Below are 17,745 nucleotides of genomic sequence, written 5' to 3'. Positions count from 1 at the left end.
GATATGGCTCTATTAATTCTTAATCCAAGTTACTATTCTTATAATTTGGAATGGGTCATTCCAAGTAATAATAAAACTCAAGAGGAAAAATGCCGCAGCGGCAAAAAACTTTATTTTTCCTTTTTCTTTTTTAAACATAGCTCCAAAACTTAACAATAAGCCAATAAACAATACACCAAATCCTGATACCATTACAGGCTCAAAGTAACTTGGATTCATATACGAGGAACCGAGAAGCAGGACACCTATAGTCTTAATCCAAATCAAAAAAAGGCAACAGTTATATAAACTGTCACCTTTATCAGAGCTTCCAGCCTGGAAACTCTTCATCTTTTTGTTTTTCATACTCTTTCATTCTTGAGTATGAATTTCCCAGCCTGCTAACGATGTAACCTTGTGGGCTCGTCGTTTCTGGTTTGCCGGTTAATTCCTCTAATTTTATTCTTGCAAACATGTTTGCCACTGAAGCCAAGCTTTCAATAGTATCCATTAATTCAGGGTTATCACTGTTGTACCTTTTAGAAATGTAGATAATATAATCAAGTCTATTTTTTATGAGCTTAAGCGTTTCGGTATCAAACTGTTCCTGTTTCATTACATTTCACTCCTTATTCTTAAGATTATGAGCAAAAAGTGATTTTGGAACTAAGAAAATAAATAAATGGAAAAGGTTCTTTTTTCCTTTAAATGACTATGATTGCAATCGGAAAAAGCATTCACTACAAAGGTATATGGACAATATCCTCCACTATTTTATTGGGATATCTTGCCTCTTTTGGTGACCATAGCCGGTCGTCCCCTTGCGAATGCTTTTGAATAGTGCTATTATAAAGAGGAATTATTTTTGTCCGGTGTAAAGAAAGCGACTTTCGTCTTGAAGATCACTGAGAGCAAGGATAGTAATACAATGTGTGTACGAACACACTAGGAGGCAACAAAAATGGAAAAAGGTAAAGTAAAATGGTTTAACGGCGAAAAAGGATTCGGATTCATCGAGCGTGAAGGTGGAGAAGACGTATTCGTTCATTTCTCAGCTATCCAAGGCGAAGGCTACAAAACATTAGAAGAAGGTCAAGAAGTGACTTTCGACGTTGAACAAGGTCAACGTGGTGCACAAGCAGCTAACGTTCGTAAAGCATAATATAAATATAGAAAAAGCCTCTAAAATTTAGAGGCTTTTTTATTTTTATAAAAAACAAAAAAAAATCCCTACTCACAAATGAGCAGGGAACATTAAAAAACAGTAAATCAAATGGTAAACCAAGTGTACCATACAATTAGAGAATGTCCTAATTTCAGCAAGTTGAAATTTGAGGTGAATACATATTTAGGTTGAAACAACCGTTAGAGCATCCGCAAACCTCTTAATTCCTTCATTAATCAAATCTTCTTTTTCCCTCGCAAAAGTAAACCGGGCGAATCCCTTCTCCGTCCCCATGGTTGTTCCAGGAACATAAATGACTCCCCTTTTAATCGATTCCTCTAACAACTGGGTTTCATTAAACTCTTTTTTGATCCTGCACCACAAATGAATGCCGCCCTCTGGGATATGAAATTCGACCTTATTTTTTAAAAAGGAGTGAAGGCTCGCAACCATTTGATCTCTCCGACTTTCTAACTGCTTCACCAAATGCTGGATGTGCGATTCAAACTCCTTTGATTCTAAAAAATCATTGGCAATCCATTGAGAGTAGCTGGCATGTCCGAAGTCGACCTGGTGTTTGGCATCTGCCAGCCTTTCGATTACCGCCTTGGGTCCGATGATCCAGCCGATTCGCAAACCTGATGCCACTATTTTTGTCAGGGAGCTTATATAGAGAACATTCCCATGCTGGTCCAATGATTTGAGCGTTTGAATTTTTTCTCCCGAGAAAGAGGTTAGGCTGTACGGATCGTCCTCCACGACCGGAATCCCATATTCAGAGGATAATTCAAGGATCCTTTTTCTCCGTTCCAAGGGCATGAGCGATCCTGTTGGATTTTGAAAAATAGGATTCAAAAAAATCATTCGAATTCTATGCTTTTTATATAAAGTGGTGATGTCATCTGGGTTTACTCCGTCCTTGTCTCCTTTTAAAAAATAGGTTTTAATGCCTGCTGATTTAAATACAGGCAGATTGTAGTGATAAGACGGATTTTCAATTGCCACCGCGTCGCCTGGTTTTAATAAACATTGAACGACCAGATGCAAGGCCTGCTGTGCTCCCGATGTCATTAAGATCTTAGATGGATGGGTTTCGATGCCGCGAAACTGCTTCACATGATTCGTAAGGGTCTGCCGGAGGATCAAGCTTCCCTGCGGATGGTCATAACCCAAGGTTCCGATAAAGGAGCGGTTGGCCGTAATCTCTCTTAGTGAGGTGAGCGGAAACAGGTCCTCAGACAATTCCCCACTGGCCAAATTGATGAGTTTATGGTCTGCCATTTCTTTATGGATTCTTTGCGTGACAGGCACATTCGGCAGAAACGACCCAGCCTCAATATACCGGTTCCAGCTAGGAATCCGTTTTTTGGCCATTCCCCAAATATCTTTGCTGACGGTTGTTCCACTGCCTCGATTCCGATCGATGAGGCCATTGGATTCCAGTTCATCATAGGCCGCAACGACGGTGCTTCTGTTTACACCAAGTTCTTTCGCCAAACCTCTTTCAGAAGGCAAGGGCTTGTCATGCGGAAAAGTCCCATCAGCAATCCCGTTCTCAATATACATCGCAAGTTGTTTATAAATGGGTATCTTTGATTCTCGGTCCGGTTTCCAATCCATTTGCTACATCCTTTTTGGTTAGGTCTTTTTATAAATATTGTATACTTTTTTGTTTAATTATTCAGTGTAGATGCAAACTAAAAGCCATCTAGGTCCAAGTTAACTTCTATTTGCGGAGTTATCGGATTTATCAGCGGATTTAGCAGGTTTATCAGCGAATCTGAGGATTTATCAGCGGATTTTCCAATTTATCAGCGAATCTGGGGCATTTATCAGCGAATCGCACAAAGGGATTATGGCAAAAGAAAAACCGCCTGATCATGGATAGGCGGTTTGTTCCGACAAACTTAATATTTAGGATTTTCACCAAATCGATTGTCGCCTTGGCTGTCTTGGCATAAGAAGACAAGCATAATAATCCAGCCGACTAACGGAATGAGCCCAATCAACTGCATCCAACCGCTTCTTCCAGTATCATGAAGCCTGCGGGCTGTAACAGCTAACGATGGCAGCAATAAAGCCAAACCATAGAGTCCCGTTAAAATATTATTAAGGCCAAGGACATTTTCTATAACCGCAAGTATAACGTCAAAGATGAGATAGAAAAGAATAAACATCCAATATTCCTTACGGCGTGCTCTTCCTTCGAAGCCAGCATAATTCTTGACTACTTTCAAAAACCATTCCATTCCAATTAACCCCCTTGGAATTAATTCCCACAAATATTAATAATTACATATTAAGTATATCAGGTTAGAAGAATATTATGTTAGAGAATATTGATATTTTATGAGAGATATTGTCTAAAGCTGGCGAAGGCAAGTTTCCTGGCCAGGCTGGACGCCTGGCTTTTTAGGAAGTGACTGATATGTTCAGCAAAGTGACTGATAAATCTTGAAAAGTGACCGATATATTTTGATCAAGCTTCAGATTCCGCGAACATTGAATGGAATTCCGCAGAATTTTGATTTGATTCCGCGAATCTAGACAAGAATTCCGCCGATCTGAACCAGAATTCCGCGAATTACTCTATTATTTCCGCAAGGCGTATCCCCCACATTAGTTCACCCCCAACAAAAAAAGAACAAATCCAAATGAATTTGTTCTCTTTAGGACTTCGATTATTGATTAAAACGTCCGCGCTGTCGAAGTAATTCGCGGTTCAGGTTAGGATTTACTTCAAAGGCTGCACGGCCATGAAGCCAGAATATATTGTTAACAACAACTAAATCGCCGACTGGAAGTTCGAGTTCAGTAACACTCTCATCGGTTTCCAATGAATGTGAGAGGTCACGAAGGTATTTAGCTTCTTCAATGGTTTCAGGACAAACAAATTGGTCGATGAAACATGCACCGGGCTTATTGTTGTAATTGAAGAAGGTTAAGCGCTGGATTTCTTGATCTACATTTTTACTAGATGGTGCTTTGTAAGTAAACTTATGGTTAGCTAATGGATGATTTACAAACTTATCAAGGTCTTTCCAATCATCAAGGTGTAATAATCGGGATTCACCGCCCCGGGCATTTTCCTCGATCATTTTCATCATTAACAGCCAATCGGTTGGCTCATCGACAAAGGTCCCATCTGTATGAAGAGTGAATAAGCGATAGGCCTGACGAAGATAGGAGTCACTGTTATCGGTATGTTTGACCGAAAAGCGTGCGTAATATTTACCGGACATTGAATCAAAGTTGGATGAACCTAACAAATAAGAAATCGCAGTGGAGAAAATAACGTATTCATCTGTATCCTTCGTAACACCATCCAAACCAACTGTAAACCCGCCTGATTCACGGTCATGCACGATGTTTCGCAATAACTCGCCGAATTCTTCACCGACCTGATCTAATAACATGGAAGCGACAATAAGACGAGCATATGGTGTATATTCTAAATGCTGGACCGAATAGTTTTCCGCTTTGACTGCATTTAAAAACCCTTGAATTGCCTCTTTCGAAAGTCGGATGTGGTATAGACGGTCTGTTTGTGGATGAACGCTCACTTCATACATTTTTGTTTTCGTTTCAAATTTTCCTCTTTGTTTTACTACGATTGCCATTTTTCATTCCTCCAGTTTTGTGTAAGATTAGGTAAAAATATGGAAACCAGGGAATATAAAAAGCCAGCTGCACAAAGTTCCCTAAAAAAGCAGGTACTCCATGTACAACTGGCTTTATTCACTTCACAGCTCTATGGTAAATAGAGTCACAATGAATTAGCAGTTAATTGTTATTCATATTTCCTGTTTCCAAGTATTTATAATCTATCCACGGTTCTGAAAGGGGTGTTATATCAGAAGGCGGAAGTATTAGAAATATTTTCTATTATTAGAATAATTTGTATGTTATAGATTGTCAATTAGTTATTTTATAAGAATGATTATACCTTCTGTATTTCTTCTGTTCTTATTTGATGGAAATGTAGGCCCAAATCCTTTAATGCTGCAACAATAGCATTTGTTGCCTTGCCTCGGTAGTAGGTTTCAATTTCTTCGATCGCATCTTCCACACTATCTTTTAAACTTATGCCCCTTAATATACGGCCAATAAAGTCGCGCCCCTGTTCGGTTGCTAGGGTACAAGATGCCTCTAGAATTACACCATATTTAATATCTACCTCAGCCGTAATTGTTAACGTATCGAAGACACTTTTTGCTGCCATTCCTTGCGGCAGACGGGCGTGGCCTGCTAGAAAAATTGTTTTTCCATTTAGCATATTGGGCCTTCCTCTCGAAAGAATGATTTAAACGAATGTAGCTACTTTTAAGTTGGTTTGTTCTGGTATTCTATTCACAACTTCTTTTCCGATTTCGATGGAGGCCGTTGCGGCCGGAGATGGCGCATTGCATACATGGATCGTTCGTTTTCCTTGAATGATATGGAAGTCATCCACCATATTTCCATCGCTCCTTAATGCCTGAGCACGGACTCCAGCAGGTGCAGGGATTAAATCATCTTCTTGGATTTCAGGAATCAGTTCCTGAAGGCTCTTTGTAAATTGTTTCTTACTGAAGGAGCGAATATATTCATCCAGCCCCTCTCTCGCAAACTTCCCTGCCATTTTCCATAATCCAGGAAAGCTTAATGATTCTATTAAATCCTTTGCATTAAAATCTGTCTTTCTGTATCCTTCCCGTTTAAAGCTAAGCACAGCATTTGGTCCTGCATCGACTTCACCGCTGATCATTCGGGTAAAATGGACCCCCAGAAACGGGAACTTTGGGTTTGGCACCGGATAAATTAAATTTTTTACTAGATAGCGCTTTTCAGGTTTTAATTTGTAATACTCGCCTCTAAAAGGCAAAATCTTCATATCTGTTTTATATCCTGTTGCTAAAGCTACACGATCGCTGTGAAGCCCAGCACAGTTAATGACCATTCCAGCTTTTAATGTTCCGCGATTCGTTTCAATGATTACTTGATCCGATTCCTCATGTATTTTCTCCACTTTTGTATTTAGATGAATTTCTCCGCCACTCTCTCGGATTAGCTCGGCGAACTTTTCACTCACTTGTCTGTAATTTACGATGCCGGCCATCGGAACACGGATAGCGCCTAATCCATTAACATGCGGTTCAATTTCCTTTAATTCATCAGGACCGATTCTATGAATGGCTAATTCATTTTCCAGCCCTCGTTTATATAAATTCTCCAGGAGCGGTAATTCCTCTTGTTTCGTTGCAACGATTACTTTTCCGCAAATATCATGGTCTATTCCATGTGTTTGGCAGAATTCCGTCATCGATTTACTTCCTTGGCGGGCAAACCGAGCTTTGAAACTACCGGGTTTATAATAAATGCCTGAATGAATCACGCCGCTATTATGTCCGGTTTGGTGTTCCGCAACACCGGATTCCTTCTCAATGACAACTACCTTTGCATTGGGAAAACGCTCATAAATGGCCATCCCTGTTGATAAACCCACAATTCCTCCGCCCACTATTGCAAAATCATACATTTTCAATAGGCCCCCCTCTCCGATTTAATAGTATGAATTACATTGGATCCATATAAACAGTCTTCACTTCTGTATAAAACTCAATAGCCGCTTTACCCTGCTCGCGGCTTCCAGAACTGGAATTTTTAACTCCGCCAAAAGGCATTTGTGGTTCTGCTCCTGAAGTTTCCGAGTTAACATGTACAAGTCCTACTTCCGCGTCTTCAACAAAACGGCGGGCCAATGTCAGGTTGTTGGTGCAGATGGCTGCGCTAAGACCAAATTCCGTATCATTTGCCATTTCCACTGCTTCTTCGTAATCTTTGACTTTAAATAATGAAAGAACTGGACCAAAAATTTCTTCACGGGCAATTCGCGCGTGACGAGGCACATTTTCAAAGATTGTTGGTTTTACATAAAAACCATTTTTTAATTCTTCCTCTTCCGGAATCCCTCCACCGCAAAGCAGTGTTGCTTCTGATTTCCCTGCTTCGATCAATTCGAGCACACCATCAAGCTGTGCTTTTGATACGGCGGGCCCAATATAGGTTCCTTCACGAAGCGGATTACCAATGGTTAATTCCTTCGTCCGCTTTACCAGCAGGTCGCGAAATGACTCGTAAATCCCTTCTTGGACAATCACACGACTCGTTGCTGTACATTTTTGACCGGTAGATTTAAAGGCTCCGCCTACAGCTATTTCAACTGCTCTATCAAGATCTGCATCATTTAGAACAACAAGCGGATTCTTCCCGCCCATTTCCATCTGTACCTTTTTCCCGTGTTCTACAGCCTGTTTTTGAATCTGCCGTCCTACTTGGTTCGAACCGGTGAAAGAAATGGCTTTTATATCTGGATGTTTCACCAATTCATTCCCAATAACAGACCCTCTTCCAAACACACAATTTAGGACACCTGCTGGCAGACCTGCTTCATCAAAAGCTTTCATGACATAATAGACAGATTTCGGTGTTAAATCAGCAGGCTTAATCACCACTGTATTTCCATAGATAAGAGCTGGAGCCATCTTCCATACTGGGATGGCAATAGGAAAATTCCATGGTGTAATTAATCCAACAGGACCTAAGGGTGTACGAGTCGTATATAAAAATGTATTCTCATTTGCAGACGGTATGACATCTCCAAGCGGCTGACGTGCTTCAGCTGCAAAATACTCGAGGATGCTTACTGCGCGATTCGCCTCCCCCATCCCTTCCGAAAATGCTTTTCCCTCTTCCTTAATTAAATCCCGTCCTATTTCCTCTATGTTTTCTTTCAAAAAAGCCGCTGCCTTTTGTAAATAGGCTGCCCTTTGTTGAATGGAGAGCTTTTTCCAAGCTGGAAAGGCATTCTTTGCGGCAGCTGCTGCGTCGTGTACATCAGCTGCGGCACTGGATGGGAATTCCCCTAAGCTTTCACTGTTATGTGGACTTAGATTTTCTTTATATTCTTTTGTAGACGGCTCTTTCCATTGTCCGTTAATGTAATTTAAATGACGCATCTATAAATCCTCCTAAAATCATCGATTATTCTCTTTTTCACCTTTTCTTTCATGCTGGATTACTAATATCAGCATCACCTTTCACACTAACATCCGTTGTTTGAACCTTCTGATAATTTAAGGTCTATTATACTACCTTATCAGGCTGTTCATTTGATAAGACCGTTTCATCTATTTTCTTTCTAGTAAATTTAAAATAGTAAAAAACATAACAAGCGGCAACAAAGCCAAATCCTATATACAGTGATGTCCGCTGGGCTGCGTCGAATGCGGTAAACACAACGATCCCTGCGCACATGATGAGGCACAAAATTGGAAGGAGAGGAAAGAAAGGTACTTTAAATTTTAAATCCTTCAAGCTTCCTCCATCCGCAATATACTGTTTGCGGAATTTATACTGTGCTAGAGCGATTGCCATCCAGGTAACGACCCCTCCAACACCGCTGATAGCCAGCAGCACCACAAATAATGTTTCCTCTGCTATGACACTAGTAAGCAAAGATAGTAAGGCAAAGACGAGTGTAACAAGCAAGGCATTCATAGGCACACCACGTTTGTTTATCTTTCCGAACACACGGGGGGCCTGCCCGCTTTGGGAAAGAGAAAACAGAATTCTCGTACAAGCAAATAAACCTGTGTTCCCAACGGAAAGAATAGCCGTTAAAATAACGAAGTTCATAATATCCGCCGCATAAGGAATACCAATCATATCGAATACTGTTACAAACGGGCTTTCCAGTACACCTGCTTTTTTCCATGGAACAATGGCTGATAAAACAAAAGTTGCCAGCACATAGAAAAGTAAAATACGGACGATGATACTCCGGATTGCTTTTGGGATACTCTTTTCGGGTTCCTCTGTCTCTCCTGCTGCAACCCCCATGATTTCCGACCCCATAAAAGAATAGACGACTGTCATGATTGATATAAATATACCGATGAATCCTTTTGGAAATAATCCATCACCAATAAAATTTGAAAGGAATGGAGCCGATTGCCCCTTGATCGAAACCACTCCGAATATCGCAGCCCCTCCAACCACGATAAAAAAGAGTACAGCCAATATTTTTATGGCAGAGAACCAATATTCCATCTCGGCAAAGCTTCTTGTTGTCAAAGCGTTTATACCGAATAATATCAAGGTGAAAACAGCACACCACACCCATACAGGTACATCAGGAAACCACCTGGCCATGAGCAAACCGGCCGCGATAAATTCTAGACCTACATAGATGGCCCAGCTTAACCAATAAGTCCAGCCAATCATAAACCCAGAAGCAGGACCGATAAAGCGCTCCGCATGGGCCTGAAAAGAACCGGATACTGGCATCACTACCGATAGCTCTCCAAGACAAACCATGACCATGTACATAAGTAAACCGCCGAATAAATAGGCCGTGATCGCTCCCATAGGTCCCGCCTGACCAATCGCATACCCGGACCCTAGGAAAAGACCAGTACCAATGACCCCACCTATAGAAAGCATAAATAAATGTCTGCTTTTCATTGAACGTTTTAATTCTTTTGGTTGACTTCCCTGTTCTGGATTCATCCAATTCCCCCTTTATTTTCTCTGCCAAAAGAAACTGTTTATCTGACTGCGGCTTTTTCAGACGGATCAGCAAACTCTAATAAATCACTGACTTCTGGTTTAAAAATTTCATACGCAACATCTCGCTGATACCTGTTTTGTTTCTTCGCTTCTGAAAATAGCTGCATCGTATTTTTTCGGCATAGCTTTTCAATATCATCCATCACAGCCTGCGGGTCTGGTTTGACCAGTCCAAAAATCACAGCGTCATAAAATCTGATGGCCCCTAGGTTCGCAACAAAATCATTGACGATGTCAATTCCTCTTTGTTTGATGATTTCATCTCCTTCGGAAGAGATTGGGATATTAGCTGCTTCCACAATCAAGCTGGCTTTTACCGTATCTGCATTAGACTGGTTAATAACGTCCTCTAACGCACACGGGATGAGAATATCGCAATCTACATCCAGCCAGTCTGAGTTTGGCCTTACTGTATAGTTCGGTTCAAAATAATGGGTATCCATTTCGCCATAGACATTCTTATGGTCAATAAGGGTTTGAATATCCAATCCTTCTTCACATGTGACTAACAAGTTCGCATCTGAAATGCCGACGATTTTATAACCTAATTGAGATAGTTTTAAAGCGCAGCTTGCTCCTACACAGCCGAAGCCTTGGATGACAACCTTCGCTCCGTCCTTGCCATTCTTAAACTTCCAAGCTTCATCTGCTGAAAAGGCAACTCCATATCCTGTAACAGCATCATTTAAAAGCAATCCATCCATTCTTGTCTTCATCAGTCCATCAAAATCCTTAATCCCTTGAAGAATCGCAGGATCTTGTTTCATGGATTTTGTTAGAGGGATATCAATGCCGAATTCGTTAAAGATTTGGAGGACATCTTCATACTTTGTACCAAGATCACTTCCTAAAGATACGCCGTTATCAATATAAGGCATCACGGCAATTAAAAATCTTCTTAAGACGGCATAAGCATCTGGAGCTTTGTAATCATACTTAATTCCCGCTTTACATCCACCGGTCGTTCCGCTGTCACTAGCTACATACTTATATGCCATTGCATGGGCTAATCTTTCCACCTCTTCTTTTGTTACGGTCGGATGCATTCTCGTACCGCCGCCTGTATATCCCTTCACGAAATTATGAATAACAAGCCACCCCTGTGCATCCGTTTCCGTATCATTCCACTCAACAACTAAATATGGTTTAGTCAATCCAATCCCTCCCAAAGAATTATCCCTTCACGGTATGTCCCTATTCAAACCAGCCTATTGGCTTTGGCTCCAAATGAATGTTAATCTGTTTCGTTTCTTGATATTCGTCCAATCCGTACGTACTAAGGCTTCTGCCGATGCCGCTTTGTTTATAGCCCCCCCATGGCGCTTGAATATTCGTGAGATGGTAAGCGTTCACCCATGTAATACCGGCACGGACCTTTTTGATGACTCGCATTGCCTTGTTATGATCTGTAGAGAAAACCGCCCCTGCAAGTCCAAAGTCTGTGTCATTGGCAATCCTGACAGCCTCTTCTTCATCTCTGAACTTCTGAATGGCAACAACGGGACCAAAGATTTCTTCTCTGACAATCCGCATATCGCTTGTTACATGCGTAAAGACGGTAGGTTCGATGAAAAATCCCCTATCCAGACCCTCTTTCTCTATTCGATTACCCCCAAGAACAAGGTTCGCTCCTTCTTCTTTCCCAATCCGAATGTAGTCTAGTATACTTTTAAAATGTTTTTCGCCGACAATGGCACCCATTTGGGAATGTTCATCATTTCCGGGACCAACCCTAATCCCCTTTGCCTTTTCTACAAATTTCTCGACAAAGGTATCATAGATTCCCTCTTGGACAAGAAGACGGCTCCCCGAAGAACAAACTTGCCCTGAGCCCAGAAAAATGCCAAATAGGGCATAATCAACGGCTGTTTCCAAATCCGCATCTTCAAAGATAATGTTCGGAGATTTCCCTCCTAACTCTAGGGACACTTTTTTCAAATTACCTGCTGCCGACTGCATAATCCGACGGCCGACCTCTGTACTTCCAGTAAAGGAAACAATATCTACATCATTACTTTCAGCAATCGTCTGGCCCACTACTGATCCGATTCCCATAATGAGATTAGCTGCTCCTTTTGGCAAATCGGTCTCATCTATAAGCTCAAACAATTTTACCGCTGTCATCGGCGTAATTTCCGCCGGCTTTAGTAGAATGCTATTACCTGCTGCCAACGCCGGTGCAATCTTCCAAACACTCATCAATAAGGGAAAATTCCATGGAACAATCAATCCGGCAACACCCATTGGTTCCTTCACGATTAATGTCTGCATATCCCCGGAAGCTTCATATGATTGGCCATTAGGCATCGTAAGCAGACCAGCATAATAACGGAAGGTAGAAGCGGCTTCCTCTGCATCCGACTGTGCTTCTCTTCTCGTCTTTCCGTTGTTCTGAACTTCTAGATCCGTTAACACATCTATGTTTTCCTGCAATTTATCAGCAATCTGAAGTAAAACGGCCGCCCGCTCCTGCGGTGATTGACCAGACCATACAGCGCTTTCAAATGTTTTCTTTGCTATTTTAATAGCTTCGCTCGTTTCTTCTTTTGTTCCTAACGGAGCCCTGGCAATGACTTCCTGTGTGGCAGGATTAATAATATCCATATTTTCTGGATTACTAGATTCAATCCAATTCCCGTTCATATAATGTTTCAATTCTATTACCAAAGCTTTGTTCCCCCTATCAGTAGGCTTATAGTCTATCAATGGCTGAAGTTAGGAAATTATCTGTGGTTTGGACGGAATGATGCAATATATTCATCCGAATCTTTGTATTCCAATACTCCTACTGCCTCAACATCTACTACAACCATATAAGGTTTATTGCTTTTGACTGCATTTGCTAATCCTTCTTTAAATTCATTGACCGAGCGTACTTTCTCAGATTCGAAGCCCATTGATTTTGCCATCATGACGAAATCCGGGTTTTTCAAGTCAACGGATGTACGTCTGCCATATGCTGCTTCTTGGTAGTATCTTAAGATCCCGTAACCGCCATCATCGAATAATAGGATAATAATAGGCGCATCTTCCTGAATCGCGGTGATCATCTCATTAGAGTTCACCATAAATCCACCGTCACCCGCAATCAGAACAACCTTCTTATCAGGCTGACCGATTTGGGCGCCAATGGCCATGGGCAAGCCTTGACCGATTCCACCACCGGTCATGTAGAGGTAATTCCTTGGTTCGTAAATGTCGAACAATTTATTCCCCCAAGTGTATCCAGGGATGGTTACGTCCGTTACCAGGACTGTATTGTCGGGCAGCAGTTCACGCATGATATCCGCCACTTCACCATATGGACCAATTTGACTGCGAAGGTCTTCACGAACACCTTGACGGGCAGACTTCACTTCATCCACATAAGCTGGATCAGGTTGGAGGTCCTTATTTGCCAAAATACTGTTCATCTCTTGTAAAACTGCCTTGGCGTCTCCGACCAGTGTATACAATGTATCAAAGTTGCGGTTAAAGGCATTTGGATTCAAATCGATATTGATATGATTTTCAGGCACCGGAAGTGTCCAGTTATAGGTTTCCCCGCCCCGGAACCGGACCCCAATACTAATGAGAAGATCCGACTTTTCCAGTAGTTCCTTCACTTGTGATGTAGCCGCAAAGTTTCCGATGCAAAGCGGATGATTTTCAGGGATGGCCCCTTTACCGGACTCGCTTGTAATGACAGCAGGCTGTATATTATCTACTAACGTTTGGAGTTCCTCTGACGCCCCTGAAGCAATCACTCCATGTCCGGCCCAGATGACCGGTCTTTTTGCTGCGGCGATTTTTTCCCCAATATCAGCCGGAATGTTTATTTTCACTTTTGGATCTTGAACGGTTTCCACTTCAATCAATTGATTATTCGGAATGATCTGCGCCTGAAAATTCGTTGGAATGGAAATCGTTACCGGACCTGTAGGAACAGTCAGTGCCTCATTAATCGCTTTCCTAATAAACGGTGTGATTTGCTTCGGCCGCTTCAACAAATAGGCTGATTTGTTTGCACCGTCCATCATTTTCAGCTGATCCTTAGCTTCGTGAATGTAACGTTGATCTGTTCCAATATAATTGGAATCAGCCTCACCGGTAATGTGCAATAATGGCGTTCCTGAGTTCCATGTTTCCGTTAATGCCCCTGCGCCGTTCCCTGCTCCAGCACCTGTACTTGTTAAAACCACGCCCAATTTCCCTGTAGCACGTGCATAGGCATCGGCCATGTTGACTGCTCCACTTTCACCGCGGGCAGTGACCATACGGATGCTTCCTTCACGCAGCATCGCATCATAAATCGGCAAATTATGAATACTGACGATGCCGTATACTACTTCCACCTCTGCTTGTACAAGCTCTTTTACAATTGCATCTGCAACCGTGAATTCTGTTTGATAGTTCATTGTAGTGTCCTCCCATATCTAATCATATTTCTTAGAAGCTTATCTTCACTGGCCATTGATGGCGCTTTCATAAAGATCGTGGAAATATTTCATGGCATACTCAGTCGGAGAATAAACCCCGTACTTGAAGGCATTCGTGTGGAAACCTTTCTGTAATAACTCCACAAGGTCGAAATCCTCTTCTCTTACCTGATCCACAAAGCGAATCAGCTCTTCCTGCTCTTTACTAATTTCGTCTGATTTAAAGTAGTAGCTATAGATGGCCAGCGTTTTATCAGCGGCCAGCGGTAAAATTTGGCTTGTCGTCATATTTCCCTCTTTCCCAGGATAGATGCTCACCATCAAATTTGGCCAAACCCAATAAAAATTGGCGTGATCTCCTTGATCTTCTTTTGATTTGTTAGTTAATTCTGAATATTGACACGAGAAATTGTCATGTAAATCGATATGGTAATTTTTCATATCAAAGGTTTTTGAAAACTCAGGGTGTGCAATCTTGCAGTGGTCGCACTCCAAATAGTTATCAACAACCGCTTTCCAGTTAGCGTCTATGACTCTTTGTGTAACACGAATCTTTTTCAATGATTCTAGGAATGTGTATTTTTCCAAACTGGCCATGAAATCCCCATAGGTTTCTGCCATTGGTCCTGCATCTGGATTCAAATTGATAAAGATCATAGACTGAAATACTTCAAGTTTCACTTTCGTCATACAGCTATGGTTTCCTAATTCATTCGTATTAAAGTTGGGCGCTTTATTCAATTTTCCGTTTAAATGGAAGGTCCAGCCGTGATACGTACATGTAAAAACCTTTTTATTTCCGCACTCACTTTTTTCAACTATCGTCCCTCTATGTGGACAGATATTGTAAAAGGCATTCAATTCATTGTTTCTATCCTTGCTAATGATGATCGGCTGATCGGCTATATCAAAAGTGAAGAAATCCCCTGCTTTCTCCACTTGACTCATATGTCCTGCAAAGATCCAGCTAGATTGGAAGATTTTCTTCTTTTCCTCTTCAAATATTTGCGGGTTCACATAATAATCGTACGGAATCGTGTGCTCCAAGGCATAATTGGTTTGTAACTCTTTCATTTTGCCATTCCCCCATTCTAACATTCAAATCCCTTAAAGTTTTGTTTTCATAAAATATATAGTGCAAATTCCATGCCAACTGTCTTTGTTCATCATTATTGGGGTTTTAGAAGATTTCAAAATTGAAATTGAGTTTATATGCGTTCAAGGCTTCTAATCTAAGCGTCTTGCCCCACTCGTTTACAGTTCAAAATATTTAGACTATTATAAGGTGTAAAGTGATATAAGTCACACTTACAAGAGAATCACCTGGCAGTTTATTTTTCTGAACACTATTGCGCTCAGGATGAGTTCAATCACACTCACATGATGTTTTCGGGAGGTCAATCATGACATTATCCAATATTTCAACCGATTTAGAGTTAAATTTGGAAACGCTTATTAAAATTTTGGATTATTCTTCTGATGAAATTTTTGTACTGAATAAGGATACGAAAATTATTTATGTAAATGATGCCTGTAAGAAGCATTATGGTTTAAATAAGGAAAACGTTTTAGGAAAAGTAAGCTTGGAATTAGTGAACGAAGGCTATTGGTACCCCTCCATTTTCCCTGATATTTTGGAAAAAAAAGAGCCAATTTTAATGAAACAAACCACAATCCTCGGTGCAGAGCTTCTTACTTCCGCCGTCCCTATTTTAAATGATAATAAGGAAGTAGAATTGATTGTAACAACCGCAAGGGAACTGCAGAGCTACAACATGCTGAAGGTAAGAGAAAAGGATTCAAATCACAGAAAAGAAATGGATGATCCCTTTGGCAGCATCATGACCAATAATGAAAAGATGAAAGATGTACTGAAATTTGCCAAGAAGGTGGCGGCTGCGCACTCTACTTTATTGATTCTTGGTGAGTCCGGAACAGGTAAAAGTATTTTGGCCCAATATATTCACGAAAACGGCAGTCGAAAGAACGGACCTTTTTTAACCGTCAATTGTGCTGCCATCCCTCCTGATTTAATAGAATCCGAGCTCTTTGGCTATACTCCTGGATCTTTCACCAATGCAAGCCGTTCCGGAAAAAAGGGGATACTTGAAAGTGTGGATGGGGGTACTCTGTTTCTTGATGAAATAGGGGACATGCCTTTGCCTCTTCAGGTTAAAATCCTGCAAGTCATTCAGGAGAAAAAATTCATTCCTATTGGCGGGAATAAAGAAAAGAAAGTGGATATCCGAATCATTGCTGCAACCAATAAAGATTTAAACAAAATGGTAGAAAATAAAATGTTTAGAGAAGATTTATATTATAGGCTGAACGTCGTTGATATCAAGATGCCTCCGCTTCGCGAAAGGCAGGAAGATATCGTCCCGCTCATTTATAAATTCCTATACAAATTTAATCGAATCCATGGTATGAACAAATTAATTTCCAAGGATTGCCTCGAATGGCTTACCCATTATCCTTGGCCCGGAAACATCAGGCAATTAGAAAACCTGATTGAAAAGCTTGTTATTGTAAGCGATGAGGTCATCGGTATCGATGACCTGCCCGAAGGCATTTATAACCATGGACTGCAGCAAATTGAAAACAGTGCCCCCGCTTCCCTTCATGAAGCGATTGAATTAGCAAAAAAAGAGATGGTTCGTAAATCTTATAAGCTGAATAAAAGCTCTAGGCGTGTCGCCAAGGATTTGCAAATCAGCCAAACGTATGCGGCCAAATTGATTAGAGAGTATTGTCAGGGCTTGCCTGTGGATTGAGCACTAATCTACTCATGTGACAGAAAGCCCAGTTGATAAAAGAAGCCCTTCACACGAGGGCTTCTTTCTTTTGACATGATTCCTTATCCAAATACGAACTAGAATTCCGCAAACTTGAGCCGGCATTCCGCGGTATTTTGATTTGATTCCGCGAATCTGGAGCAGAATTCCGCCGAATCGAACTAGATTTCCGCGGATTATTCGATTATTTCCGCAAAACCGGCCAACCTCTTTTACAAAACAGTTGCCTTGGCCAGGCTCCCCGCCTGGCTTTTTAGAAAGAGATCGATCAATTTTATAAGTGGTCGATAAATGTTTTTAGTTTTTGAAAAAGAAGCTATTTCCGCGAACTTGGACCGGAATTCCGCGAAATTTTGATTTAATTCCGCGAATCTGGACCAGAATTCCGCCGAATCCAACTAGAATTCCGCGGATTACTCTATTATTTCCGCAAAACCGGCCAACCTCTTTTACAAAACAGTTACCTAGCCAGGCTCGCCGCCTGGCTTTTTAAAAACTGACCGATATATTCAGCAAAGTGACCGATACGTCCGGAAAACTAACCGATATATTTTAAATGTGAACGATAAATCCAAAAAAGCGACCGATATTTTCGATTAAAATGCAGATTCCGCGATCTTCAACCGGAATTCCGGATAAAGTCCATATAATTGTGTAAAAACAAAGAGTCATTTTATTCACTCTGGGCAACACTGTTTTCAGCGACGATAAACAATGAAAAGAGGATTAAAATGACTCACTTACAGTTTAACCTAGATTTAGACCTTTTAAAAGAATC

The 17,745-nt window shown here is 41.2% G+C and carries 15 protein-coding genes; 2 read left to right on the top strand and 13 right to left on the bottom strand.

From position 1 onward, the window contains the following. Positions 1–12: 12 nt before the first annotated feature. A complete protein-coding gene (locus tag PH210_RS23550; protein WP_289988819.1) occupies positions 13–345 on the bottom strand; it encodes a hypothetical protein in 333 nt (110 codons plus the stop codon). Then, positions 302–595: a hypothetical protein gene (locus PH210_RS23545; protein WP_289988818.1), complete on the bottom strand. Its 294-nt coding sequence runs from the start codon at positions 593–595 to the stop codon at positions 302–304. Before PH210_RS23545 ends, PH210_RS23550 begins: the two co-directional genes overlap by 44 nt. A gap of 345 nt (positions 596–940) precedes the next feature. Between PH210_RS23545 and PH210_RS23540 the strand changes: the two genes are divergently transcribed. Next, a complete protein-coding gene (locus PH210_RS23540) occupies positions 941–1,141 on the top strand; it encodes a cold-shock protein (RefSeq protein ID WP_027322326.1) in 201 nt (66 codons plus the stop codon). A 186-nt stretch (positions 1,142–1,327) separates the two neighbouring features. Here the strand turns inward: PH210_RS23540 and pdxR are convergent, their stop codons facing one another. The 11 genes from pdxR to PH210_RS23485 all read right to left on the bottom strand — a co-directional run bounded on the left by pdxR (position 1,328) and on the right by PH210_RS23485 (position 15,246). Continuing rightward, a complete protein-coding gene (gene pdxR / locus PH210_RS23535) occupies positions 1,328–2,764 on the bottom strand; it encodes a MocR-like pyridoxine biosynthesis transcription factor PdxR (protein WP_289988817.1) in 1,437 nt (478 codons plus the stop codon). A gap of 287 nt (positions 2,765–3,051) precedes the next feature. Beyond that, positions 3,052–3,393: a DUF805 domain-containing protein gene (locus PH210_RS23530; RefSeq protein WP_289988816.1), complete on the bottom strand. Its 342-nt coding sequence runs from the start codon at positions 3,391–3,393 to the stop codon at positions 3,052–3,054. Positions 3,394–3,825: 432 nt separating this feature from the next. After that, positions 3,826–4,764 (bottom strand): glutarate dioxygenase GlaH, encoded by a 939-nt coding sequence (glaH, locus tag PH210_RS23525; protein WP_289988815.1) that lies wholly within the window; start codon positions 4,762–4,764, stop codon positions 3,826–3,828. Positions 4,765–5,084: 320 nt separating this feature from the next. Next, positions 5,085–5,420, bottom strand: coding sequence for a DUF3870 domain-containing protein (locus tag PH210_RS23520; protein WP_289988814.1), 336 nt, complete (start codon positions 5,418–5,420; stop codon positions 5,085–5,087). 27 nt (positions 5,421–5,447) lie between these two features. After that, complete coding sequence (lhgD, locus tag PH210_RS23515; RefSeq protein ID WP_289988889.1) at positions 5,448–6,662, bottom strand: L-2-hydroxyglutarate dehydrogenase; 1,215 nt, start codon at positions 6,660–6,662, stop codon at positions 5,448–5,450. Between the two features lie 37 nt (positions 6,663–6,699). Continuing rightward, positions 6,700–8,142, bottom strand: coding sequence for an aldehyde dehydrogenase family protein (locus PH210_RS23510; protein ID WP_289988813.1), 1,443 nt, complete (start codon positions 8,140–8,142; stop codon positions 6,700–6,702). 127 nt (positions 8,143–8,269) lie between these two features. Further along, positions 8,270–9,694, bottom strand: coding sequence for an amino acid permease (locus PH210_RS23505; RefSeq protein WP_289988812.1), 1,425 nt, complete (start codon positions 9,692–9,694; stop codon positions 8,270–8,272). A gap of 38 nt (positions 9,695–9,732) precedes the next feature. Then, positions 9,733–10,908, bottom strand: coding sequence for a Glu/Leu/Phe/Val family dehydrogenase (locus PH210_RS23500; RefSeq protein WP_289988811.1), 1,176 nt, complete (start codon positions 10,906–10,908; stop codon positions 9,733–9,735). Between the two features lie 40 nt (positions 10,909–10,948). Beyond that, entirely contained in the window at positions 10,949–12,397 is a 1,449-nt protein-coding gene (locus PH210_RS23495) for an aldehyde dehydrogenase family protein (protein WP_289988888.1), read from the bottom strand. 80 nt (positions 12,398–12,477) lie between these two features. Continuing rightward, a complete protein-coding gene (locus tag PH210_RS23490; protein WP_289988810.1) occupies positions 12,478–14,151 on the bottom strand; it encodes a thiamine pyrophosphate-binding protein in 1,674 nt (557 codons plus the stop codon). 45 nt (positions 14,152–14,196) lie between these two features. Beyond that, positions 14,197–15,246: an aromatic ring-hydroxylating oxygenase subunit alpha gene (locus PH210_RS23485; RefSeq protein ID WP_289988809.1), complete on the bottom strand. Its 1,050-nt coding sequence runs from the start codon at positions 15,244–15,246 to the stop codon at positions 14,197–14,199. A gap of 329 nt (positions 15,247–15,575) precedes the next feature. Between PH210_RS23485 and PH210_RS23480 the strand changes: the two genes are divergently transcribed. Then, positions 15,576–16,946 carry a sigma-54 interaction domain-containing protein gene (locus tag PH210_RS23480; protein ID WP_289988808.1) on the top strand — a complete coding sequence of 457 codons (1,371 nt, stop codon included), beginning with the start codon at positions 15,576–15,578 and terminating at the stop codon, positions 16,944–16,946. Positions 16,947–17,745 lie beyond the last annotated feature (799 nt).

The organism is Paenibacillus sp. BSR1-1 (genome assembly GCF_030403775.1).
GTDB lineage: Bacteria > Bacillota > Bacilli > Bacillales > Cytobacillaceae > Neobacillus.
Note: the sequence above shows the minus strand (reverse complement) of the source record. Positions and strands in the feature narration are given on the sequence as shown.